Consider the following 22171-nt stretch of genomic DNA (forward strand, 5'->3'; position numbering starts at 1 on the left):
CCCGCCTTCGCGGGAATGACACATTCGAACCGCTGATCGGATCTATGCAATACATCTACACCATGAATGGCGTGAGCAAACTTGTTCCGCCGAAACGCCAGATCATCAAGGACATTTCGCTGTCGTTCTTCCCCGGCGCCAAGATTGGCCTGCTCGGCCTCAACGGCGCCGGCAAATCCACCGTGCTGCGCATCATGGCGGGCGTTGACAAGGATTTCACTGGCGAAGCGCGCCCGCAGCCCGGCATCAAGGTCGGCTATCTGCCGCAGGAGCCCGAGGTGGACCCGAACAAGACGGTGCGCGAGATCGTCGAGGAAGGCCTCGGCAGCGTGACCAGCGCGCAGAAGCGGCTGGACGAGGTGTACGCCGCCTACGCCGAGCCGGACGCTGACTTTGACGCGCTGGCCAAAGAGCAAGCCGAGCTGGAGGCGATCATCGCTGCCGGTGACGGCCACAACACCGAGCAGCAGCTCGAAGTCGCCGCCGACGCACTGCGCCTGCCGCCGTGGGACGCCAAGGTGGGCCTGCTCTCCGGCGGTGAAAAGCGCCGTGTCGCACTCTGCCGCCTGCTGCTCTCAAAACCCGACATGCTGCTGCTCGACGAACCAACCAACCACCTGGACGCCGAGAGCGTGGACTGGCTGGAGCAGTTCCTCGCGCGCTACCCCGGCACCGTGGTGGCCGTCACCCATGACCGCTACTTCCTCGACAACGCCGCCGAATGGATTCTCGAACTCGACCGTGGCCACGGCATCCCGTGGAAGGGCAACTACAGCGAATGGCTCGACCAGAAATCGGCCCGCCTGAAGCAGGAAGAATCACAGGAATCCGCCCGCCAGAAAGCGCTCAAGAAAGAGCTGGAATGGGTGCGGCAGAACCCGAAAGGCCGCCAGGCCAAGAGCAAGGCGCGTCTCACCCGCTTTGACGAGCTGTCCAGCCACGAATACCAGGCCCGCAACGAGACCAACGAAATCTTCATCCCGGTCGCCGAGCGGCTGGGTAACGAGGTCATCGAGTTCAAGAACGTCACCAAGAGCTACGGCGACCGCGTGCTGATCGACGACCTCTCGTTCCGCATCCCGCCGGGCGCCATCGTCGGTGTGATCGGCCCCAACGGCGCCGGTAAATCCACGCTGTTCAAGCTGATCACCGGTGTTGAGAAGCCGGACAGCGGCGAAGTGGTCATCGGCCACACGGTGCAGATGGCCTTCGTCGACCAGTCCCGCCAGAACCTGCAGAACGACAAGACGGTGTGGGAAGACGTCTCCGGCGGCGCCGACATCCTGCAGGTCGGCCGCTTCGAAATGCAGAGCCGCGCCTACATCGGCCGCTTCAACTTCAAGGGCCCGGACCAGCAGAAGATTGTCGGCAACCTCTCCGGCGGTGAGCGCGGCCGTCTGCATCTGGCCAAGACGCTGCTCAAGGGCGGCAACGTGCTCTTGCTCGACGAACCGTCCAACGACCTCGACGTGGAAACGCTGCGCGCCCTCGAAGACGCGCTTGGCGAATTCGCCGGCACCGCAGTCATCATCAGCCATGACCGCTGGTTCCTCGACCGCATCTGCACCCACATCCTGGCCGCCGAGAACGACAGCAAGTGGTTCTTCTACGAAGGCAACTATCGCGAGTACGAGAACAACAAGATTCAGCGTCTGGGTGAAGAAGCCGCCAAGCCGCATCGGGTGCGGTTCAAGGCGTTGAAGTAGTCGACGGTCAAGGGTTTGGCTGGCCCGACAGAGACGGATGTCAACTTGATCGCAGTGTTAACGTCCGTTTTTGGAACAGCCCAAATGAGTGACGAGAGGAACCGCAAGATGCATAGCTCCACGCGCTTCGCCCACCTCAAAGCGATTGTCTCCGCGCTCTCGCTGTGCGGACTCCCTCTGGCACATGCCTCTGCTCCGGATCCTGCTACAGGACTACCCACATGTACGGTACTGCCTGCTCAAGCTCCGGGTGTGGCACCTGTCTACATTCAGGTTGACGCGCAAGGGAACTTTTATTCGACGCAATTCACGACCACCGGAGCCAATTTAAGCTCGCGCGTCTACAGCAGCAGCAACGATCTGCAAACTGCGCTGTGTGACAGAGGTGCAAAGATTGCGTTCTGGGGCGCCGATGCCGTTGCGACGCTCCCCGGCAGCACTATCGAAGTGTTCGAGTATGTCTTGCGCGGTAGTGCGACCGGTTCAAACTATTTCATCAGCTCAAAGGATGAAGACTTTGTTTTCATTCAGCGCGGCGGTGCGGGCGATGGCTGGCAACTCACGCCGCTGCGGCTGCGGCTGCCGCGGGTTGGTGATCTAGTACCAGTACATCGCTTTCTTGGTGCCGACGAAGCGGGCACGGTGACGCACTTTTTCACAGCCGATGCAGGGGAATTCGCGACCTGGATGGGCAAGGTCAACACCGCGCCGACCAGCGCACGGTGGTGGACATACGAGGGAGTTGCCTTCTCGGCGCCCGCCGTCACGACTTCAAACGGTGTGGCGACGTGCGCCAACAGCACGCTCACACCGGTCTTTCGGGTCAGCGGAATCGCTCAGGGCGCGAGCCAGCCGAAGTATCGGTACGTTGCCAATGCCGCAACACTTACGAGTTTGCAGGCGATGGGCTATCGCCTTGATGGCACCGCATTCTGCGCGATTCGCGAATAGCACGTAAAAATCGTAGCGCGTAGGTCGGAACGCTTGCGGTTCCGACGCATGAAGACTGCGTGCCGGACCGCGTTTGAAAGCCACGCTCAGCGTTCCGTCGCGCAACTCGCCGCCTCAAGCCGGCCAAGTTCCAACCGTCGCACTGGCCTGCCACAACGCACCACCACGCGCTAACCTGCGCGAATGATCAGAGCCCCCGACTACGACTGGCGCTGCGCTCGATGCAATACGGTCAACGCGGCGAACACGGCGATCTGCACATCCTGCCATCACGATGTGACGTTTCGCTCGCCTTCGTTCTGGCAGCAGATGAAGGATCGCGGCGTTCCCGCGTGGCGGCGGGTGCTGGTAATTTTTTGCTACGTGACCGGCATTCCGCTGCTGATCGCCGGCGCTGGGCTGTTCATCCGCGTTTACTTCCCATTCAACGTCACCGGTATGCAGTGGAGCGCTGCGGCGGCATTGCTAGGCGGCACGCTGACGGGACTAGGCCACGCGGCCGACCCCGATCGTTAGCCTGCGTACACCGGTAGCCGCGATGCAGCACAGCGGAATCGAGGCATTTGTTTATCGCGCAAGGTCTCCCAGGATTCCACTTCGTTGCATCGAGGCTACGACACCACAAAGACCCGAACGCGCACGTCCACGGCCCGCCTGTTACCACTCCGACAAACACTTGTACCCGGTCTTCGCGTAGTAGATGCCGATCTCGGCGCCGACGCCGGCGAGCGGGATGTCGACCACGGTGATGGATTGCAGGTCAGTGTCGATCAGGCTGCCGGAGATGAGTGATTTGGCAACGCCGTAGATCTCGGCTTCGACGCCCGGCTTCAGCGCTACGTCCTTCAGCGCCTTCAGTCGCGCTGCTCCTTCAAGTGATTCCAGCATGCCGTTGGCGCCGCGCAATACGGTGCCCAGCTTGCCGGCGCTCTTCACATAGTCGCCGAACTTGCCGCCAAAACTCAGCGCCCAGTCGAGGCCGTCCGCCGTGTAGCTGCTGAAGTCATCGGCGTGGGTGAAGCCGGTGGCGAAGGCGATGGCCAGGCCACCTGACCCGCCCACCGATGGCCCGAGGCGGCCACTCAACGCGCCAATCGTGCAGCCATGCGGCCGGTTCATCGAGCTGATCATCACCGCCGCCTGGCCCTCGGCGCCAAGACCGAGGCCGCCGCCCGCCTTGAACATCAGGCCAAACCAGGTGTGCGGAATCGGCTTGTCGGTCGGCCGCCATTGCCCGGTGCGTGGTAGTGCTGGCCCAGTACGCGGGCCATAGACGGTGCCGCCACCCATCCCGCCGGAAAGTCCGAGGTAGACGAAGCGCGAGCCATCGGGGTTGAACAGTTCAATCGAAATGCCGGGCGTCTCTTTGTAAGCCCCGTAACCCTTGAAGCCAGGGAATGCTGCCACGGTGGCGGCCGGCAATCCGCGCACGCCTTTGGCCCACCATTGTGGTGAACTCATCCAGGCCTCTGGCCGGTACATCGAGTACTGTTTGGTTTGCAGCTCGATTTGAATGGGAACAACGTCAAAGATCACATCCACGTAACGTGCCATGCTGGCCTCCGATCAGTTTTTGTCTGCTGCCACGACGCGCTTTACGGTCACTGGCATTCTGCTATTAAAGACGTGGCCAAACCCTACAGAACCGCCGCCACCGCGTTACAGACCGTTACATCGAACCCGTAACGCCCGCGCTGGCAAACCTCGGCTACATTCGCGGACGTCCACACCGTAACCAACCGCAAGCAACACCGCCATGAACACTACTTTCGATTTCGCTGGCAAAGTGGCCCTCGTCACCGGCGGCGTCTCCGGCATTGGCGCCGCCGCATCGCTCGCGTTCAAGCGCGCGGGCGCTAGCGTGATCGCCTGCGGTGTGACCGAGCAGGAGCTGATGGCAGCGAAGGTGAACCCGGCGTTCGCGGGCATCCGCATTGAGGCGCTCGACGTGCGTGACGACGACGCCGTGCGGCGCCTGATCGGCAGCGTGCCGCGGCTGGACTATGTGGTGAACTCGGCCGGCATCATCCGCCGTGGCGCCGAGCATGAGCCGGCAACCTTCGCGGAGGTGATTGATGTCAACCTCAACGGCGGCATGCGGGTGGCCACTGCGGCGCGGCCACTGCTGGCGCAGTCGAAGGGCGCCATCGTGTTCATCGGGTCAGTGATGAGCTACTTCGGCGGGCCGGTGCAGCCGGCGTATTCGGCATCAAAAGGCGCGGTGAAGAATCTGGTGATGTCACTCGGCGCGGCCTACGCGGCGGACGGCATTCGCGTCAACGGCGTGGCACCCGGCTGGGTGATCACCGAGCTCTCGCGCGGCGCCCGCGAGAACCCGGAACGCAACGCGCAGATCATGGGCCGCATCCCGATGGGTCGCTGGGCCGAGACGGCCGAAATCGCCGACCCAATCCTCTTCCTCTGCTCCGACGCCGCCCGCTACATGACCGGCACGCTGGTGCCGGTGGATGGCGGCTATCTCAGCGTGGGGTAGGTGGAGGTAGCCCGGATGCTCACATCCGGGAGGTGGCTGTAACCGTCGTGCAAGCGAACCCGGCTGCGAGCAGCCGGGCTACGGTGATTCGCCTGGCTTAGCGCCGACGCCCCAGATTGCGCGCCCCCGGTCGCGACGTTTGCGGCGCCTTGTAGGCGTAGTTGCCGCTACCGTAACGCGGCGCGTTGGCGGCCGGCGCCTGCGGGCTGTACGCGCTACCTGGCTGCGAGACCGGTGGCGGCGCGACACTGCTTTTGGCGCCGCCGGGTGTGCCGAACTGCGCAGTCTTTGCATCCACGCCCGCCACTTTCGGCGCATTGGTGTTGTAGCTGCCCGGCGCCTGCGCATAAGCGCTGGTGCTCCTGGCACCACCGACTGCCGCGCCCGCCACCGGGTTCTGCGGTGCGCTGATGCTCGGGCGATTTTTCAGCCAGTCGGTGGGCGGCACATAGGCGCCTTTCGGGGCCAGGTTTTTCGACAGCAGATAACCGCCCAGCGCACCCAGTGCCGCGCCCGCCACCAGCGGCAGGAACACGCTGCCGGTGCCGCTTGCGGTGGGCACCGGGTTGCTGCCGCATTGGCCCACGCCATACTTCGCCTCGCATTCGGCAAAGGTGGCGGCGCCCTGCGGCGGGCGGCCCGCCATCATGTCGTGATACACCTGAGCACAGGTAGCCTCGGAGAGGCCATTGGCGATGCAGGCCTTGATCGCCTCGGTGCCGTTTTGCATTGTCGGCGCTTGTGCAGCGGCGCTGACGCCGGTGGCCGACGCCTGCGCGACGGCAGCGGGCGGCGTATTGGGCATCGCGCGCGGTGGCGTGGCCTGGTCGCAGCCGGCAAGCGCCAGCGTCGCGGCGCCCACAGCCAGCACAACCGCTTTGGTGTTGAACAGGGAAATCATCAATGGCCTCCGCCCGTCATGCGAGCAACAGTGCGCGCAGGCGAATGTGCAGGCCGGTGGGCGGGAACTCAATGCCGCGACCGACGAACGGCGGGGACGTGAGTCAGGTAGCGGGTGGGCGGTTCCGTTTGCGGGAAGTTAGGCGACGCGTGGGCAACGAGTTGCCTACCCTACTTGCCGTTAAACGGGGTGTAGCCTCGATGCAGCAGCGCGGAATCGAGGGTGACCTTGGCGCGGTGAACCAATGCCTCGATTCCGTTGTGCTGTGCGCTATGGTGCAATCCCCGGAATGCCGCAGTTGCGCGTCATCACCGTGCGAATTTCTGGCCAGCTCCAGCGCGCCCCGGCACCGAGAGCGCCGTTGGTTACCGCGCTGCCGGAGAGGCCGAGCAGCGCGCGCAGCCCCATCAAGCCGTCGGTAGTGGCGGACACACTGCCGTTGCCGTCGAAATCCATGTTGCAGTCGCCTGGCACCGCGATCGCCGGGAAGTCGGTGGCTGCGGGCCAGCAGCGGATGCTGCCATTGGTGAGTGTCGCGCAGGCGCCGGTTTGGCTGATCGTGAGCGTATTCGCGCCAGTAACGCCGGTCACCTGCTGCGGCGTGCTGCTGAATGCGCCGGTAAAGCTGGTGTTGCCGAGCAGGCCGCCGGCGTTGTTCCCCCAGCAGAAGACGTTGCCGCTGGTGCCGATGGCGCAGGAATGGGTGTAACCGGCGACGACCGATGTCACCCCGGAAAGCCCGGCCACCACAGTCGGTACGTTCACCACCGCCCCGTTGTTGTTGCCAAGCCGACCATCCGGGTTGGCCCCCCAACAGCTCGCAGTGTTGTCCGCGAGCACCGCGCAGGTGTGTCGCGAGCCAGTGGAGACGGCGGTGGCCGTGCTGATGCCGGTGGCGACGACGGGGGACGATGCGCCATACGTCGTCGGCGGCACTGCCGTTTGACCGTTACCGAGCTGGCCCGCCAAGATGTAGCCCCAGCACTTGACTTTGCCCTGATCGGCACCGGGCCCTTCCACCGCACAGGTAAATCCGCCGCCATCGTCGTTTAAGGTGAAGCTAGCATCGGTCGACACGGAGATATCAACGATATTGATCAACCCGGCAATGACGCCGCTACCAAACACGGTGCTGCCAACGGAGGGTATGCCAAGCGATACGCCAGCCCAGTTTTCGCCTGAGCAGGCGACTTGGCCAGCCGAGCCCGGGGTCGCGCTGGCGCCGTAAATCGCGCAGGTATTGATAGGACCAATCGCAATCTTGCGCCCGCGAGCACCGGCGACGCCCACGCTGCCGACGAACTTCTTAGCACAGTTGTTTGTCCGAAATCGGCCCAAGTCGCGGCGCTAGCCGTCGCTGAGTACACCACCGCTGAACAACCAGTTCGCGAGGTGCCATCAGCGACGTTGTCCATTACTGAGCAGACGCCACTCGGACCCATCCAGAAACTGCGAAAGGTGTACGCACCGGATTGCGTCTCCAGCTGGTCGAGGACCTGCGGATACTCGTACGATCCACTCCCCCAGCAACGCAACAGGTTGGTGTCGGTAAGGCCGCACACGGTGGTATTGCCGGGCCCGGTGCCGATGCCCACGCGAATGAACTTTTCCATGGGCCGCATCTGTGCGACGGCTGTCGCCGCAACGAGCACGGACGCCGCCACCATCAAACCCTTCGACGCGCGCGCAACGCTGCGGCGCAATGTGCCTGTTTGCATCTGAACCCCCTCTGCCGGACGAAACGGTATGTTGTGCCCCGGCGCGGGTTGCCGCCCGGGTGATGCAACGATGTTATCGGGGAATGGCGGGATTTATGCCTGCCGACGACAGCGGAAATTTGATCAGCTTTTTGCTGAAACACTTATTCGATATGGGCTTCAATGCCATTTGAGTCACAAGTTGACTTTTGGCTAAATGAGGTACTGAGCCCAATTCTGTTGGGCGTTTTGCCAAAAAGTTGATGCGTCGCCAGTGAGCGCGTCACGGGTGTAGCGGCATTCGCGCCGTAGCCTCGATGCAGCACAGCGGAATCGAGGCATTATTGGCAAGCCAAGGTCACCCTCGATTCCGCGTTGCTCCATCGCGGCTACGTCCGGCGCAGCACGATCCGGACGGCGGCCGATCGCGCCCTCGTCTACAGCGCCGGATAGTCGGTGTAGCCCTCGGCCCCGGACGAGTAGAACAGCGCCGGTCGCGGCGGGTTGAGCGGCGCGTCGCGGCGCAGGCGCTCAGGCAGGTCCGGGTTCGCCAGGAACGGTACGCCGAAGGCAATGGCGTCGGCCGCGCCGTGGGCGATGGTGTGCATGGCGAGGATGCGGTCGTACTTGTTGTTGGCGATGTAGGTGACGCCGGCGGCGCCGAGCGTCTTTTTCGCCCACGCGAAGTCAAAGCCGGTGAGGTCGCGGGCGCCGCCGGTGTTGCCCTCGATGAAGTGCACGAATGCGACCTTGCGCGCGGCGAGCGCCTCGACCAGCGCGCCGTAGGTGGCCTGGGTGTTGCTGTCGGGCTTGGCATTGTTGGCCAGCGTGACCGGGGAGAGGCGGATGCCCGTGCGATCAGCGCCGAACACGCTGATCACGGCGTCGACGACTTCCACGGCGAAGCGGATACGGTTTTCGATGCTGCCGCCGTATTCATCCGTGCGGTGGTTGGAGCTGTCGCGGGTGAACTGCTCGATCAGGTAGCCGTTGGCGCCGTGAATCTCGGCGCCGTCAAAGCCGGCGCGTTTCGCTACCTCTGCGGCGTGCTTGAACGCCGCGACCATCTCTTTGACCTCGGCCGTGGTGAGGCCACGGGCGGCCACGCGCTCGACCTTGCCGTTTTGCGTGTAGGTCGTGCCGCCGGGCTTGAAGCCGTCGCTGGCCGTCACCGGCAGCACGCCGCCGGGTTGCATGTCAGGGTGCGAGATGGCGCCGACATGCCAGAGCTGGGCGACGATCTTGCCGCCTTTGGCGTGCACGGCATCGGTGGTGAGCCGCCAGCCGGCCTCCTGCTCGGGGCTGTAGATGCCCGGTGTGCCCATGTAGCCCTTGCCCGACGGCAGGATCTGCGTGCCTTCCGTGACCAGCAGCCCGGCGCTGGCGCGCTGTGCGTAGTACTCGGCGATCAGCGCGTTGGCGGCGTCCGTCCCCGGCGTGGCGCGGCAGCGGGTGAGCGGCGCCATGAAGATGCGGTTGGCAGCTTCGATGGCCCCCACACGAACGGGGGTAAACAGCGTTGTCGGGTCAGCGGACATGGAATTCATCGGGAACAGTTCAGGAAAACGTGGATTTTCCAAGCTTGGGGCTGTTCCCGTTTATTCCAGATCAAAATCAGCGCCACATTGTGCCGTGGCGTCGTGCGACTACTTCCAGGTTCCCGCACTCTCCGCCACGAACGCGGCAAACGTGCGCGGTTTGCGGCCGAGCAGCGATTCCACGTCTGGTGAAACTCCGGCGGCGTAACCCGCGCTGATGATGTGGTTCAGCGAATCCATCACGTTGACGATGAACGGCGGCATGCCCCACTGGTTCATCGTCGCCACCGCTGCTTCGGTCGGCACGCTCACATGCTGCACCGGGCGCCCGACAGCGGCGCTGATCAGTCGCGCGGCTTCAATGCCGGTAACTGCCTCGGCGCCAGTCAGCGTGTAGGCTTTGCCCGCATGCGTGGCGGGCGCGGTGAGCACGCGGGCGGCCACAGCGGCGATGTCGCGGGTATCGACAAAGCTCTGCGCCTGTCCGCCGTCGGCGGCGTAGATGGTGCCGTCCTTGATCGCCTGCGTCTGGTAGTTGGCGTAGTTCTGCATGAACACATTGGGTCGCAGGAAAGTGGTGGCGATGCCGGTGCCGGCGAGGATGTCGTCGATCTCGCCCTGCAGCTTCGGCAGCGCAAACGGGCTGGCGGCGTCAGCACCGGCACCGCTGGAGCGAACGATGTGCCTGACGCCCGCCGCTTTGGCCGCGGCCGCAGCGTTGCGTGCCAGCTCGACCTTGTTCGGCACCAGCGGGAACAGCAGGAACAAGGTGTCGATTCCGGCGAATGCTTTGGTGAGTGAACCGATGTCGGCAAAGTCGCCGTGCCGGGTTTCGACGCCAGCGATTGCCGTGCCGGGTTTGCTGGTCATCACCGCAAAGTCGGCGCCGGCCGCCTTGAGTTCGTTGACGAGTGCGCTGCCGATATTGCCGCTGGCGCCGGTGACGAGAATTTTGTTGCCCATGATTTGCTCCTGTTGCATCAGGTGAATAAATTGCGATGGAGCGAATTGTTGGGCAGATTGCGATCAACAAAAATGGGTAGACTGTTTCAACATTATCCATATTGTGTTGTAAATAATGGACCACATCCGGGGCGCTATCGCCTTCGTTGCTGCCGCACGCGTTGGCAGCTTCACCCGTGCGGCACGCTCGCTGGATCTTTCGCCACAGGCGGTGGCAGCGAGCATCGCGCGACTGGAGGAGAGCCTCGGCGTGCGGCTGTTCAACCGCACCACACGCTCGATCGCGCTCACCGAGGAGGGCAGCGTGTTCCTGCAGCACGCGCAGATGGGCCTTGCCACGCTTGACGATGCCGTGCAGGCGTTGCGTGACCGTACTGGCGCGCCGTCCGGACTGGTGCGGGTGACCACCGGCGCAGCCTTCGCACGGCGCTATCTGCTGCGGCTATTGCCCGAATTCAGCAAGCGCTACCCCGACGTGCGGCTTGACCTGAGCTTTGATGACCGCAAGGTGGACATCGTGCGTGAGGGCTACGACGTGGCCATTCGCGGCGGCGCGATTGCCGATTCGTCGCTGATCACACGGCGCGTCTGTGCGCTGCATACGATCTGCGTGGCGAGCCCGGCGTATCTGCGCAAGCACGGCGTGCCGAAGCAACCCGACGATCTGGCGAAGCATCGCATCATTGCGCTGCGCTTCGCATCGGGCGCGACGTCCACCTGGGACTTCCAGGTCAAGGGCAAGGCGGTGCAGTTCGAACCGGCGCAACCGGTGCTGACGCTCTCCGACACCGAGGCGGTCGGCGATGCCGCTGCTGCGGGCATCGGCGTTGCGCGCGTTGCGGCGCACTTTGCCTGGCACTATCTCGCCAGCGGCAAGCTCAAATCAGTGCTTGGTCACTGCAACGATCTCGGGCGGCGGGAGATGGTGATCCACTACCCGCACCGCGAGTTTGTGGCGCCGCGCATTCGCGCCTTTGTCGATTTCGCACTGGACACGCTGCAGCATGAAGTCTCGCTGCACGTGACGCCGAAGGATCTGCAGCAGTACGAGGCCTGACCGCCCGCAACTATGGCGACGGCGGCAGTACGTCGTCGCGACGGACGCGGGCACGAGCTGTGCGATCCGCCGCCTGCAGTGCCGCTTCACGCAGCCAGCTTGATGCCGCTGCCTCGGTCATGCCGGCAGTCGCAAGGTAGCGCGGTGCAGCAGACTTCAGCGTGCCCTCGGCGAGATTGGCGAAGACGATGTCGGTGCGGTTGTTCGCATCGCCAGTGACACGCGCGTAGAGCGCGCCGAAACTGGTGCCGCGACCAATCAGTCCGTGATAGTCGCCGATGAACCAGCCATTGGCGAACGGCGCCTGGGTGATATCAAATGCGGATTCGATGCCACTCTCGCGCCAGTACTTGCCGTCGCTTGACGTGGTCAGGCGATACGTCGTCGTCAGCGCACCGGCGCTGCTGGCAGCACGCAAGTCAAAGTAGCTGACACCGACGGTGCCGTCGGCGCGGATGGCGATGCTGGGGCCGAACGCGGCGACATCGGCACGGGCGTTGATGCGCAGGGGTTCGCTCCAGGAGAGCCCGCCATCCTTTGACGACGACAGCGCAATGCCGTCGTAGGCGCCCTGCGAAAAGCGCGCGTCCTGCCAGACAACGAAGATCTCGCCGGTCGGACCGACCGCGGCAGAGGGCAGCCCGCGACTGTCACGAACGCGCCCGGCGGCCGGGTCGCTGACGCCGATACCGAGATCGAGCGCCACAGTCACCGGCGTGCTCCAGCTCTGCCCGCGATCAGTCGAGCGAATGACGCGCAGATACGATCCCCGTGCGCTGGCCGACGTGGCTGCACGAATGATGTCGGTGAAGAAATTGAGCACGCTGCCGTCACGCAGCACAATCATCTGGTTGCCGAAGGTCTGATTGGTGTTGCCGGGGTCATAGATGCTGCGTGCGGCGTCCCAGGTCGTGCCGGCATTGGTGGTGCGGGCAAAGTACGCCGGGCCACCGCCATTCGAGAGCAGTCGGCCCCACACGGCGTACACGTAGCGCGCATCCTGCGGGTCGGCGACCATCATGTTCTTGTCGTTGAAGAAGGTGGCGCCGACATCACGGATCAGCGTCGTTGGTGCGCCCCAGGTGATGCCGCCATCGGCGCTGCGTGCCACCATCATGGCGCTGATCGAGCTTGGCGTCGATTCCTGCCCGCTGAAGCCAAGCGCCATCTGGTACGCCGCACCGCCGGGGGCGACAGTGACCCACGGGTCGGTGGCGCGCTCGTAGTCGCCGCCGCCACATTGCGAGAAGGCGGCGCGGCTGGAAGTCCAGCTATTGCCACCGTCGAACGACACCGCCGAGGCCGTGCCCCGCGCGCCGCCGTTGGCCCAGCGGTCCTGCTGCCACGCCGCAAGCAGATGCTGCGCGTTGGATGGGTTCATTGCCAGATAGGGCTCGACTTCGGCGCCGATGTAGGCAGTGCCGCTCTGGGCGATGCTGCAGGTTGGCGAAAACGGTGACACATTGGGGGCAGCACCGGTCAGCACGCGCTGAAAGCTCTTTTCCGGAGACCGCGCCACGTCAGTCGCTGTGGAAACGCAAAAGGCAACGCCCTCGCCGGCCCAGCCAGCGGCGATCATCGCCTCATAGCTGGCGCTGCTGACGGTGTAGCGATGATTGCCGGTGCGCCCATTGGCACCGGGCCGGAACGCACGATAGACGCGGGTCGGCGCGTTGCCCGGGCATACGGCAGGCAAGCCGGCGGCCCCCGGTGTCGCTGGCGACGTGACTGCGAAATCGAAGCCTTCGTAGCTGAACCCGGCCGGCAGCTGCGCGAGTATTGCCTCGCAGTCGATGCCTTCCCGTCCATAGAAGTGGGAATTGGTGAACGCGCTCGCCGGACTGGCGACGCTGATGTAGAAGCGGCAGATGCGTACATCGCCCGCTGGTGCGGCTGCGCCAGCTGCGGCTGCCGCGAACTGCATGCCGGTGCGGCGAAAATCGGCGGGCAACGCGTCCAGCGTCGTCTGCTCAGCAGTACGACCGGTAATGAAGTAAGCGTCGAGCGTCGCGTTGTAATACTCAACGACTGTGACCGGAGCGGAAGTTTGGGCCACGGCCACCGGCCCCAGCACAAGCGGGGACAGCATCGCGGCGATGTGGGTAGCGGTCGACAGCAGACGCGAACGGATCATGATCTCTCCGGAGGTGGGCAGTGCGCATCAGGACCGCGCGCTTACACTGCCCGCATTGTCGGATTTTGGAGGCGGGGACTCAATGGATGCTGCAATGCTGGGCTGGGTCGCCGTGGTGCTGCTGATTGTGGTCGGCGTTGCTGGCAGCGTGCTGCCGGCGTTGCCCGGCACGGCGCTGGTGCTGGCCGGCATCGTGCTCGGCGCCTGGCTGGACGACTTCACGCGGGTGAAGTGGTGGGTAGTCACCATCATCGCCGTGCTGGCGGTCATCGCCTGGGTGACCGACTATTTCGCCACCGTCCTCGGTGCAAAAAAAGCCGGCGCCAGCAAATTGGCGATCATCGGCGCCGCACTCGGCACCATCGCCGGCATCTTCATGGGGCTGGTCGGCGTGCTGTTCATGCCGTTCGTGGGTGCGGTCATCGGCGAGTACATCGCGCAGAAGAACACCCGGCAAGCCGCCAAGGTTGGCCTTGCCACCTGGCTCGGCCTGATCGTGGGCACCATCGTCAAGCTGGTGCTGGTGTTCATGATGATCGGCATTTTTGTTGCCGCGCTGGTGTTCACCGGCTGAACCGGGCGGGCCAACCCGCCGGGCGCGGTGGGCTGCACACACAAGCCGCCAAAAGCAGCATTTACCGTCCAAGCTTGAGCCAATTGGGCTTGACGGCCGGTTTGCGGTTAAGTCGACTTTTTGCTGAATCGAGGCGAAGCCCCGATTGAATGAGCGTTTGCCGAAAAAGCCGCTACGCGACGACTAGCGCAACGAGCCATCCGCCACGTTGGCGAAGACCACCTCGGTGCTGTCGGTGGGCGTCGCGCGGGTGCGTACGTAGAGCGCCGAGAAACTGGTACCGGTGCTCACCAGGCCGTGCACTTCCCCCAGATACAGACCGTTCGTAATGCGACCACGACTGCTGCCCGGCGCCGCCGAGAAGTCAAACGCATCCTCCACCGCAACATTGCGCCAGGTGTCGGCGTCGCTGGTCGTTGAGCGGGCGATGCGGAAGGCAACCGGCATTGGCGAGGACGGCAAGGCAGAGGCGCTGGCCAGCTCGTAATACGACACGGCGACGATGCCATCGCGGCGGACGCTGACCGTCGGCGTGAAGGCCGGGATGGTGTCGCTGCCGTTCACGCGCACCGCGTCCCACCAGTTGGCGCCGCCATCGGTGGAGCGCGCCAGCACGATGCCGTCGTGCGAGCCGCCCCCCACGCGCGAATCCTGCCAGGCCAGATAGACCTTGTTGCCACGGCCAGCGATGGAGACCAGGCCGGCGCTGTCGCGGGCAACGCGGGTGCGATCGGCTGATGTGGTGCCGACCGATTCAGCACGTGACACCGTGATCGGAGCCGACCACGTCTGGCCGCGATCACTGGAGCGAATCACGCGCAACCAGCTGCCCACCAGTTGCGGATTCGGCGACAGCCGCACCACGTCGATGTAGGCATAGACCAGCACGCCGTTGGGCAGGCTGAGCAGGCGCCCCTGGTTCATTGAGCTGCCGGGAACGTTCGTCAGAATCTGCACCGGATCGGTCCAGATGTAGCCAGTATCGGAAGTGCGCGTGTAGCGCAACGCGGTGACACCGGTCTCGACATTGGTGCGCCACCACGCCGCGTGCAGATAACGGCTGTCGTCGGCATCGGCCACCAGCACCGGCTTGTCGAGGTTGTAAGTCGGCGTGGGCTCAATGGCGAGTGTCGCCATTTCGTCCCAGTTACGGCCGCCGTTGCTGCTGCGCGCAATCATGATGGCGCTGCGGGCGAACGTGGTGTAGAGCTCGCCGCTCGCCACGCGGGCCATCTGCAGCGCCAAACCATCGCTGGTCAGCACCGTTGCAATATCGGTCACCCGCTCAAAATCGCCGCCGATGGCGGCGTTGCCACCAGAGCAACGGGTGAACTTCGGACTGCTGGTCTGCCAGCTCTGCCCGGCATCAAACGACACCGCGCTGGCGGTACCACGCGAGGCGCCATTGCTGCCGGTATCCTGCAACCAGGTGGCGGTCAGATGGCGCGGATTGCCAGGATTGATGGCGAGCTGGGTGGAGGCTTCGCTGCCGACCCGCGCGCTGCCGGTGGGCCAATCACGGCAATCGCCGGCCAGCGGCGACGCCGCTGCCGACACGGTTCGTTTGAAGGATGCCTGCGCCGGCTCGGTCGACGGCGCGGCGATGGGTGCGCAGAAGACGACGCCCTCTGGCGCCCAGCCAGCCGCCGTCAAGGCATCGAAGCGCTCGCGCGTGATGCTGTAGCGGTGATTGGGCGATCGGCCGCCAACGCCGGGGCGAAAGCTGCGATACACCGGAATGCTGTTCGGCGAAACGCAGGCACCGTTGCTCGTTGGCTGCACTGTGTAGAACTCGATGCCTTCGTCAGTAAACCCGGCAGGACGGGTACTACGCAGCGCTGCGCAATCAGTGTCATCACGGCCGTAGAAGTGGGTGCTGACAAACGGATTGGACTGACTGATAAAGAAGCGGCAGACACGAATTTCACCTTCTGTACCCGATGGCGATGAACGCGCACCGAAGGTCATGCCGGTGCGAACGAAATCACCGCCGAGACCGTCGAGATAACCCTGCTCCTGCGGGCGACCGGTGATGAAGTAAGCGTCCAGCGCTGCGTTGTAGTACTCGACCACCGTTACCGTGACCACTTGCGCGGCGGGCGAGCCACCCGGACAGGCGGCACCTCCACACAGGGCGAGCAAAACCAGTAAACGCGACAACCAGGATGAATTCATGTGGGTCTCTCGGGATATTCCAGTCGCAACGGACGCCGATGGCACCATTGCGCGGGGCTGCGCTCGATCAGCGAGCCCATGAGAACGGACGGGAAGTGGCAGCTGGAAGTGTCAGCCTGCCGGAAGCCTGCGCGGCGACCACGCCAACGCTGTTAGCGCTTACTCCGGCTGTATCTGCCCGTCAAAACCGTTGGAATTTACACTGTGGCGGCGTTTCGCGCCAGCCCGGGCTAGAGGCGTACGGGTATTCCTGTGGTCCGCATCATCGCCTTCGCCTCGCCCACGGTGTGTTCGCCGTAGTGAAAGATGCTGGCGGCGAGCACGGCATCGGCGCCACCCTTGATGACGCCGTCGACCAGATGCTGCAGGTTGCCGACGCCGCCGGAGGCGATCACCGGGATGCTGACGGCATCGGCGATGGCACGGGTAAGTTCGAGGTCAAAGCCAATCTTGGCGCCGTCGCGGTCCATGCTGGTGAGGAGTATTTCACCGGCGCCGCGCTCAGCCACTTCGCGCGCCCAGGCCACCGCGTCTTTGCCCGTGGGCGTGCGCCCGCCGTGCACGAAAACTTCCCAGCCGCTGCCGTCGGCGCGCTTCTTGGCGTCGATCGCCGCCACCACGCACTGCGCGCCGTAGAAGTGGCTGGCGTCGTTGAAGATCTGCGGGTTATTGACGCCGGAGGTGTTGATGCTCACTTTGTCGGCACCCGCGTTCAGCAGGGGTCGCAGGTCTTCGGCGGTCTTCACACCACCGCCCACTGTAAGCGGAATGAACACCTGCGAGGCGACGCGCTCAATCAGGTCGTAGAGCAGCCCGCGTGCCTCGACGCTGGCCGTGATGTCAAGAAAGCAAAGCTCGTCCGCGCCCTGGTCGTTGTAGCGCTTTGCTACCTCGACCGGGTCGCCCGCATCGCGCAAGCCGACGAAGTTGACGCCCTTGACGACGCGGCCGTCCTTTATATCGAGGCAGGGGATGATTCGTTTGCAGAGCATTACGCGTGCTCCGCACGTAAGGACGAAAGACGAATGACGAATGACGAAATGGGAAGGAGACGCACGATGCTTGGATAAGTCAGGAACGATTGCGTGGATGGTTCGACGCGAGCCGCTCGTTGCCGCGTTTGTAGTGGCCCGTGATGCGCGCCATCAGTTGCTGCTGCTCGACCAGGCCTGCATCATCAATTTCTGCCAGAAAGTCAACGGCTGCTGCACCACGTAGCGTGGTTACCTTTCGGCCGTGATGGGCCACCCAGACTTCGCCGTTCTTGTTGCGCTTGAAAGTGAAGCCGAGACCGTCGCCCTCAGCGTTCATCACACTCACTTGAGCGCCGCCACGGCCGCCTTGAAATCCAGCGTACCTTCGTAAAGCGCCCGCCCGCAGACCACGCCAGCGATGCCGTCAGCTTCGTGCGGTTTGAGCAGTTTGATGTGATCGACGTTGTGAATGCCGCCAGACGCGTATACCGGCACCCGCAGCGGCTGCGCGAGGCGGACCGTGGCCTCGATGTTGATGCCTGTGCCCATGCCATCGCGACCAATATCCGTATAGATGATGCCTTCGATGCCGTAGTCCTCGAAGCGTTTGCCCAGGTCCAGCGCATCGTGGCCGGTGAGCTTGCTCCAGCCGTCAGTGGCGACTTTGCCATCCCTGGCGTCGAGGCCGACGATTACCGCGCTGGGGAAGGCGTTGCAGGCGTCATGCAGAAATCCCGGGTTCTTGACCGCTGCGGTGCCGATGATGACGTAGTTGATGCCGTCGTCGAGATAGCGCTCGATAGTGTCGAGATCGCGGATGCCGCCGCCGAGTTGCACGTCAATGTCTTCACCGACTTCGGCGAGGATAGCCTTGATCGCGCCCTCATTGACGGGCTTGCCGGCGAAGGCCCCGTTCAGGTCCACCAGATGCAGGCGCGTGGCGCCCTGGTCGACCCAGTGGCGCGCCATCTGCGCCGGGTCTTCAGAAAACACGGTGACGTTGTCCATGTCGCCTTGACGCAGGCGAACGCAATGACCGTCTTTGAGATCAATCGCAGGAATGACAAGCATGGGGATGTGTAGGGAAGTCGCGGCGTGCAACGCAGCGCCGGGGATGTCAATGATTGGCGAAAGAGCGGTAAGTTAGACCGTTCCGTTCCAGGTTGAGAAATTCTTGAGAACACGCAAACCAGCGTCTGCGCTCTTTTCAGGATGGAACTGTACCGCAAAAATGTTGTTGCGTGCCGCTGCAACGCAAACCGGATCAGGATAGTTCGTTGTCGCGGCAATCAGGCCGTTTTGTGACGGCACGGCGTAGTAGCTGTGTGCGAAGTAAAACGCGCTGCCATCGGCCACGCCCGCCCAACAAGGGTGCATGCGCGCGTGCGCCGGAAAGGCAACCTGATTCCAGCCCATGTGTGGCACCTTGAGGGCGGTGCCATCATAGTCGCGATGTTGCAACGGAAAGCGCACCGTGCGGCCCGGCAGGTAGCCCAGCGCGGGTACGTCGCCCTCTTCGGTCGTCTCGAACAGCATCTGCAGGCCAAGGCAGACCCCGAAGAACGGGCGGTCTTTCGATGCCGTCCACAGCACGTCACGCAGGCCCGAAGCATTCAGCGCCGCCATGCTCTCCGGCATCGCGGCCTGGCCGGGCAGCACCACGCGATCCGCCGCCGCGATTTCTTCGGCGTTGGCAGTAATCATCACATGCTGGTCCGGTGCCACGTGTGCGAACGCCTTGGCGACCGAACGCAGGTTGCCCATACCGTAGTCGACGATGGCGATAGTCTGCATCGCTACAACACGCCCTTGGTCGAAACAATCACGCCCGCCGCGCGTGCATCACGCTCGCAGGCGATACGCAGCGCACGGGCAAAGGCCTTGAACACCGTCTCGCACTGGTGATGCGCGTTGTCGCCGCGCAGGTTGTCGATGTGCAACGACACCAGCGCGTGGTTGACGAAGCCCTGAAAGAACTCATGCGTCAGATCGACATCGAAGGTGCCGATCATGGCGCGGGTGAACGGCACGTGAAACTCAAGCCCCGGTCGCCCCGAGAGATCGACCACCACGCGCGACAGGGCTTCATCGAGCGGCACGTACGAATGGCCGTAGCGATTGATACCCGCCTTGTCACCCACCGCCTGTTTGAACGCCTGGCCGAGCGTGATGCCGATGTCTTCCACCGTGTGGTGCGCGTCGATGTGCAAGTCACCCTTCGCATGCACCGTGACGTCCATCATGCCATGCCGCGCGAGCTGGTCGAGCATGTGGTCAAGGAAGGGCACACCGGTTTGCAGATCGGCCTTGCCATCGCCATCGAGATTGATGGCAACGGTGATCTGCGTTTCCTTGGTGTTGCGCTCGATGGTGGCGGCGCGGGGTGCGAAAGTGTTCATAACCCTAATTGTAGGAGCGGCTTCGCCGCGACCGAATGTACCGAAGAGCGGTCGCGGCCACGCCGCTCCTACAGGATTTCCTTCAAGGCTGTGAGCAGCGCTTGCATCTCTGTTGGCGTACCGACCGAGATGCGTAGCGTGTTGGCCATCAGCGGGTGCATTGGCGAGAGGTTGCGCACCAGAATGCCCCGTGCTTTCAGGCCCTCGAACACGGCCGCCGCATCCGGGAAGCGGGTCAAGACGAAGTTCGCCTTTGACGGGAACGCTTTGACACCCGGCAGCTTCTGCAATTCGGCGAACAGGCGCTCGCGCTCGGCCACCATCAGTGCGGCGTGGCGCTTCAGCTCGTCGTAGTGATCAAGCATCACGGTCGCCGCGACCTGTTGCAGCACACCCACGTTGAACGGCCCGCGCACCTTGTCGATCTCGTTGATCCATTCCGGCGCGCCAAACAGGTAGCCCAGGCGCACACCTGCGAGACCAATCTTCGACAGCGTGCGCATTACCAGCAGGTTCGGGAAATCGTTGAGCCGCGTTGACCAGCTGCGCCCGGCAAACGGCTCGTACGCCTCGTCGATAATCACGAGACCCGGTGCAGCGCGCACGATAGCCTCAATCTGTTCGTCGCTGTAGCTGTTGCCGGTGGGGTTGTTCGGATACACCACCCAGATGAGCTTCGGCTGCTCGCGCTGGATCGCGGCGAGAGTGGCGTCCAGATCGAGCGAGAAGTCAGCGTTCAGCGACACACCCACGTAGCGGCCCGCACAGGCTACCGCCGCGTTGCGGAACACCGCGAACGACGGCTCCAGCGAGAGCACGGTACCACCGCCCGCCAGCAGCGCCTGCGAGACCATCGAGATCACCTCGTCAGACCCGGAGCCGAGCAGGATGCCATGCTCCGGCGAGATACCCAACTTCTCGCGCAGCTTCGCTTTCAGCGCAGGTGCTGCCGGATCGGGGTAGCGGTTGAACGCTGCGTCCGCCACGGCACGCGCGATGGCATCACGCATCGCGCGCGAGGTGGCGGTGTTGTTGGCAGCATCGAGGTGGTTGTCCTCCATCAACTCGATCTTGATCCCTGTCCATGGCGGGGTGACGGGGTAGGCCTTGAGCGCCTGCACTTCGGGCCGGATGGTTCTGGCGATGAATTCGGATTTCGTCATGTCGGTCGTTTTGGTTCCCTCTCCCCTTGTGGGAGAGGGTTAGGGAGAGCGGTATGGTCGCAGGAAGAGGAAAGTGTGGATTCCTATCCACTACCCCCTCTCCCCGGCCCTCTCCCACAAGGGGAGAGGGAGAAAACACTTACTTGATCCTCAGTTCCGCCGCTCGCGCATGCGCCTGCAGGCCTTCCGCATAAGCGAGCGTCGCAGCTGCCTGACCGAGTGTCGCCGCGCCTCGCGGCGAGACGTGGATCAGGCTGGTGCGCTTCTGGAAGTCATACACACCCAGCGGCGACGAGAAGCGCGCTGAGCGTGAAGTGGGCAACACGTGATTGGTGCCGGCAACATAGTCGCCGATGGATTCGCTACTGCCATACCCCATGAATATGGCTCCCGCATGGCGCAACAGCGGCAGCAGCATCTCGGGGTCGGCCACAGAAAGCTCCAGATGCTCAGGCGCGATGCGATTGGCGATGTCGCAGGCCTCTCCCAATGAACGCGTTTTGGCGATGATGCCGCGGTTGGCGAGCGATGCAGCGATGATGTCCTTCCGCGGCATCGTCGGCAGCAGTTTCGCGATGCTGGCCTGCACGGCGGCGATCAGCGAGTCACTCGGCGTGAGCAGAATCGACTGCGCGACCTCATCATGCTCGGCCTGCGAAAACAGATCCATCGCCACCCAGTCCGGGTTGGCATGTTCGTCCGCGATCACCAGAATCTCCGACGGTCCGGCGATCATGTCGATGCCGACCAGACCAAACACGCGGCGCTTGGCTGCAGCCACATAGGCATTGCCGGGGCCGACGATCTTGTCCACCGCGGGCACGGTGCCAGTGCCGTAGGCCAGCGCGCCCACCGCCTGCGCACCACCGATGGTGAACGCGCGATCCACACCAGCGAGATGTGCCGCGGCGAGTACCGTCGCGTTCTTCACGCCGTCCGGTGTTGGCACCACCATGATGACTTCGCGCACACCCGCGACTTTGGCGGGCACCGCGTTCATCAGCAGCGACGACGGGTACGCCGCCTTGCCGCCGGGCACGTACAGCCCTACGCGATCCAGCGGGGTTACCTTAACGCCAAGCTGCGTGCCATCGGCCTCGGTATAGCGCCAGCTCTCCATGACCTGCCGCCGGTGATAGGCCTCGATGCGGTCGCGCGCCAGCGTCAGCGCGGCTTTCAAGTCAGTATCCAGCGTGTCGAACGCCGCCTTCATCTCGTGCTTGGAGAGTTCAAGCGCCGCCATTGACTCAGCGCTGAGGCGATCAAATTTCTGCGTGTAAGCCAGCACCGCCGCGTCGCCACGCGTGCGGACGTCGGCCAGGATGTCCGCCACCGCCCGATCCACGCTCTCGTCCAGTGCACCCGCATGATGCGTCAGCGCATCGAGCGAGGCCAGGAAATCGGGGACGGAAGAATCAAGGAGTTTCATGGTGACAGCGATGGGC

20 protein-coding genes are annotated in these 22171 nt (G+C 63.9%); 6 read left to right on the plus strand and 14 right to left on the minus strand.

Features of this window, described 5'->3' with window-relative positions; all coding sequences use genetic code 11:
• Positions 1 to 44: 44 nt before the first annotated feature.
• The 3 genes from ettA to FKL89_RS15845 all read left to right on the plus strand — a co-directional run bounded on the left by ettA (position 45) and on the right by FKL89_RS15845 (position 3173).
• A complete protein-coding gene (gene ettA / locus FKL89_RS15835) occupies positions 45 to 1706 on the plus strand; it encodes an energy-dependent translational throttle protein EttA (protein ID WP_156863718.1) in 1662 nt (553 codons plus the stop codon).
• A gap of 252 nt (positions 1707 to 1958) precedes the next feature.
• Positions 1959 to 2657: a hypothetical protein gene (locus FKL89_RS15840; protein ID WP_156863719.1), complete on the plus strand. Its 699-nt coding sequence runs from the start codon at positions 1959 to 1961 to the stop codon at positions 2655 to 2657.
• 183 nt (positions 2658 to 2840) lie between these two features.
• The gene (locus FKL89_RS15845; protein ID WP_156863720.1) at positions 2841 to 3173 is read left to right on the plus strand and encodes a hypothetical protein; all 333 of its coding nucleotides are present in this window, start codon (positions 2841 to 2843) and stop codon (positions 3171 to 3173) included.
• A gap of 141 nt (positions 3174 to 3314) precedes the next feature.
• Here the strand turns inward: FKL89_RS15845 and FKL89_RS15850 are convergent, their stop codons facing one another.
• Complete coding sequence (locus tag FKL89_RS15850; RefSeq protein WP_156863721.1) at positions 3315 to 4211, minus strand: hypothetical protein; 897 nt, start codon at positions 4209 to 4211, stop codon at positions 3315 to 3317.
• A gap of 202 nt (positions 4212 to 4413) precedes the next feature.
• On the opposite strand from FKL89_RS15850, the gene FKL89_RS15855 reads away from it, so the two are divergent.
• A complete protein-coding gene (locus FKL89_RS15855) occupies positions 4414 to 5151 on the plus strand; it encodes an SDR family NAD(P)-dependent oxidoreductase (protein ID WP_156863722.1) in 738 nt (245 codons plus the stop codon).
• A 97-nt stretch (positions 5152 to 5248) separates the two neighbouring features.
• Here the strand turns inward: FKL89_RS15855 and FKL89_RS15860 are convergent, their stop codons facing one another.
• From FKL89_RS15860 to FKL89_RS15875, 4 genes are all read right to left on the minus strand, one after another.
• A complete protein-coding gene (locus FKL89_RS15860; protein ID WP_156863723.1) occupies positions 5249 to 6052 on the minus strand; it encodes a DUF1190 domain-containing protein in 804 nt (267 codons plus the stop codon).
• 270 nt (positions 6053 to 6322) lie between these two features.
• Positions 6323 to 7129 (minus strand): RCC1 domain-containing protein, encoded by an 807-nt coding sequence (locus tag FKL89_RS15865; protein ID WP_162527550.1) that lies wholly within the window; start codon positions 7127 to 7129, stop codon positions 6323 to 6325.
• 1057 nt (positions 7130 to 8186) lie between these two features.
• A complete protein-coding gene (locus FKL89_RS15870) occupies positions 8187 to 9296 on the minus strand; it encodes an alkene reductase (RefSeq protein WP_156863725.1) in 1110 nt (369 codons plus the stop codon).
• 99 nt (positions 9297 to 9395) lie between these two features.
• Positions 9396 to 10250 (minus strand): SDR family oxidoreductase, encoded by an 855-nt coding sequence (locus FKL89_RS15875; RefSeq protein ID WP_156863726.1) that lies wholly within the window; start codon positions 10248 to 10250, stop codon positions 9396 to 9398.
• A 115-nt stretch (positions 10251 to 10365) separates the two neighbouring features.
• Between FKL89_RS15875 and FKL89_RS15880 the strand changes: the two genes are divergently transcribed.
• Complete coding sequence (locus FKL89_RS15880) at positions 10366 to 11307, plus strand: LysR family transcriptional regulator (RefSeq protein WP_156863727.1); 942 nt, start codon at positions 10366 to 10368, stop codon at positions 11305 to 11307.
• A 10-nt stretch (positions 11308 to 11317) separates the two neighbouring features.
• On the opposite strand, the gene FKL89_RS15885 is transcribed toward FKL89_RS15880, so the two are convergent.
• Complete coding sequence (locus FKL89_RS15885) at positions 11318 to 13441, minus strand: exo-alpha-sialidase (protein WP_156863728.1); 2124 nt, start codon at positions 13439 to 13441, stop codon at positions 11318 to 11320.
• An 82-nt stretch (positions 13442 to 13523) separates the two neighbouring features.
• Here FKL89_RS15885 and FKL89_RS15890 point away from each other — a divergent pair, with 82 nt between their 5' ends.
• Complete coding sequence (locus FKL89_RS15890; RefSeq protein ID WP_156863729.1) at positions 13524 to 14015, plus strand: DUF456 domain-containing protein; 492 nt, start codon at positions 13524 to 13526, stop codon at positions 14013 to 14015.
• Between the two features lie 183 nt (positions 14016 to 14198).
• On the opposite strand, the gene FKL89_RS15895 is transcribed toward FKL89_RS15890, so the two are convergent.
• The 8 genes from FKL89_RS15895 to hisD form a co-directional block, all read right to left on the minus strand.
• Complete coding sequence (locus FKL89_RS15895) at positions 14199 to 16190, minus strand: sialidase family protein (protein WP_156863730.1); 1992 nt, start codon at positions 16188 to 16190, stop codon at positions 14199 to 14201.
• A gap of 230 nt (positions 16191 to 16420) precedes the next feature.
• Positions 16421 to 17182: an imidazole glycerol phosphate synthase subunit HisF gene (hisF, locus tag FKL89_RS15900; protein WP_156863731.1), complete on the minus strand. Its 762-nt coding sequence runs from the start codon at positions 17180 to 17182 to the stop codon at positions 16421 to 16423.
• A gap of 79 nt (positions 17183 to 17261) precedes the next feature.
• A complete protein-coding gene (locus FKL89_RS15905) occupies positions 17262 to 17501 on the minus strand; it encodes a hypothetical protein (RefSeq protein ID WP_156863732.1) in 240 nt (79 codons plus the stop codon).
• Between the two features lie 5 nt (positions 17502 to 17506).
• On the minus strand, positions 17507 to 18235 hold the full coding sequence (gene hisA / locus FKL89_RS15910) for a 1-(5-phosphoribosyl)-5-[(5-phosphoribosylamino)methylideneamino]imidazole-4-carboxamide isomerase (RefSeq protein WP_156863733.1): 729 nt from the start codon (positions 18233 to 18235) through the stop codon (positions 17507 to 17509).
• 72 nt (positions 18236 to 18307) lie between these two features.
• Positions 18308 to 18958, minus strand: coding sequence for an imidazole glycerol phosphate synthase subunit HisH (gene hisH, locus FKL89_RS15915; RefSeq protein ID WP_156863734.1), 651 nt, complete (start codon positions 18956 to 18958; stop codon positions 18308 to 18310).
• 2 nt (positions 18959 to 18960) lie between these two features.
• Positions 18961 to 19563, minus strand: a complete 603-nt coding sequence (hisB, locus tag FKL89_RS15920; protein ID WP_156863735.1) for an imidazoleglycerol-phosphate dehydratase HisB — start codon at positions 19561 to 19563, stop codon at positions 18961 to 18963.
• 68 nt (positions 19564 to 19631) lie between these two features.
• On the minus strand, positions 19632 to 20726 hold the full coding sequence (hisC, locus tag FKL89_RS15925; RefSeq protein ID WP_156863736.1) for a histidinol-phosphate transaminase: 1095 nt from the start codon (positions 20724 to 20726) through the stop codon (positions 19632 to 19634).
• 139 nt (positions 20727 to 20865) lie between these two features.
• On the minus strand, positions 20866 to 22155 hold the full coding sequence (gene hisD, locus FKL89_RS15930; protein WP_156863737.1) for a histidinol dehydrogenase: 1290 nt from the start codon (positions 22153 to 22155) through the stop codon (positions 20866 to 20868).
• Between the last annotated feature and the right edge of the window lie 16 nt (positions 22156 to 22171).

It is taken from the genome of Casimicrobium huifangae (assembly GCF_009746125.1).
Taxonomy (GTDB): Bacteria; Pseudomonadota; Gammaproteobacteria; order Burkholderiales; family Casimicrobiaceae; genus Casimicrobium; species Casimicrobium huifangae.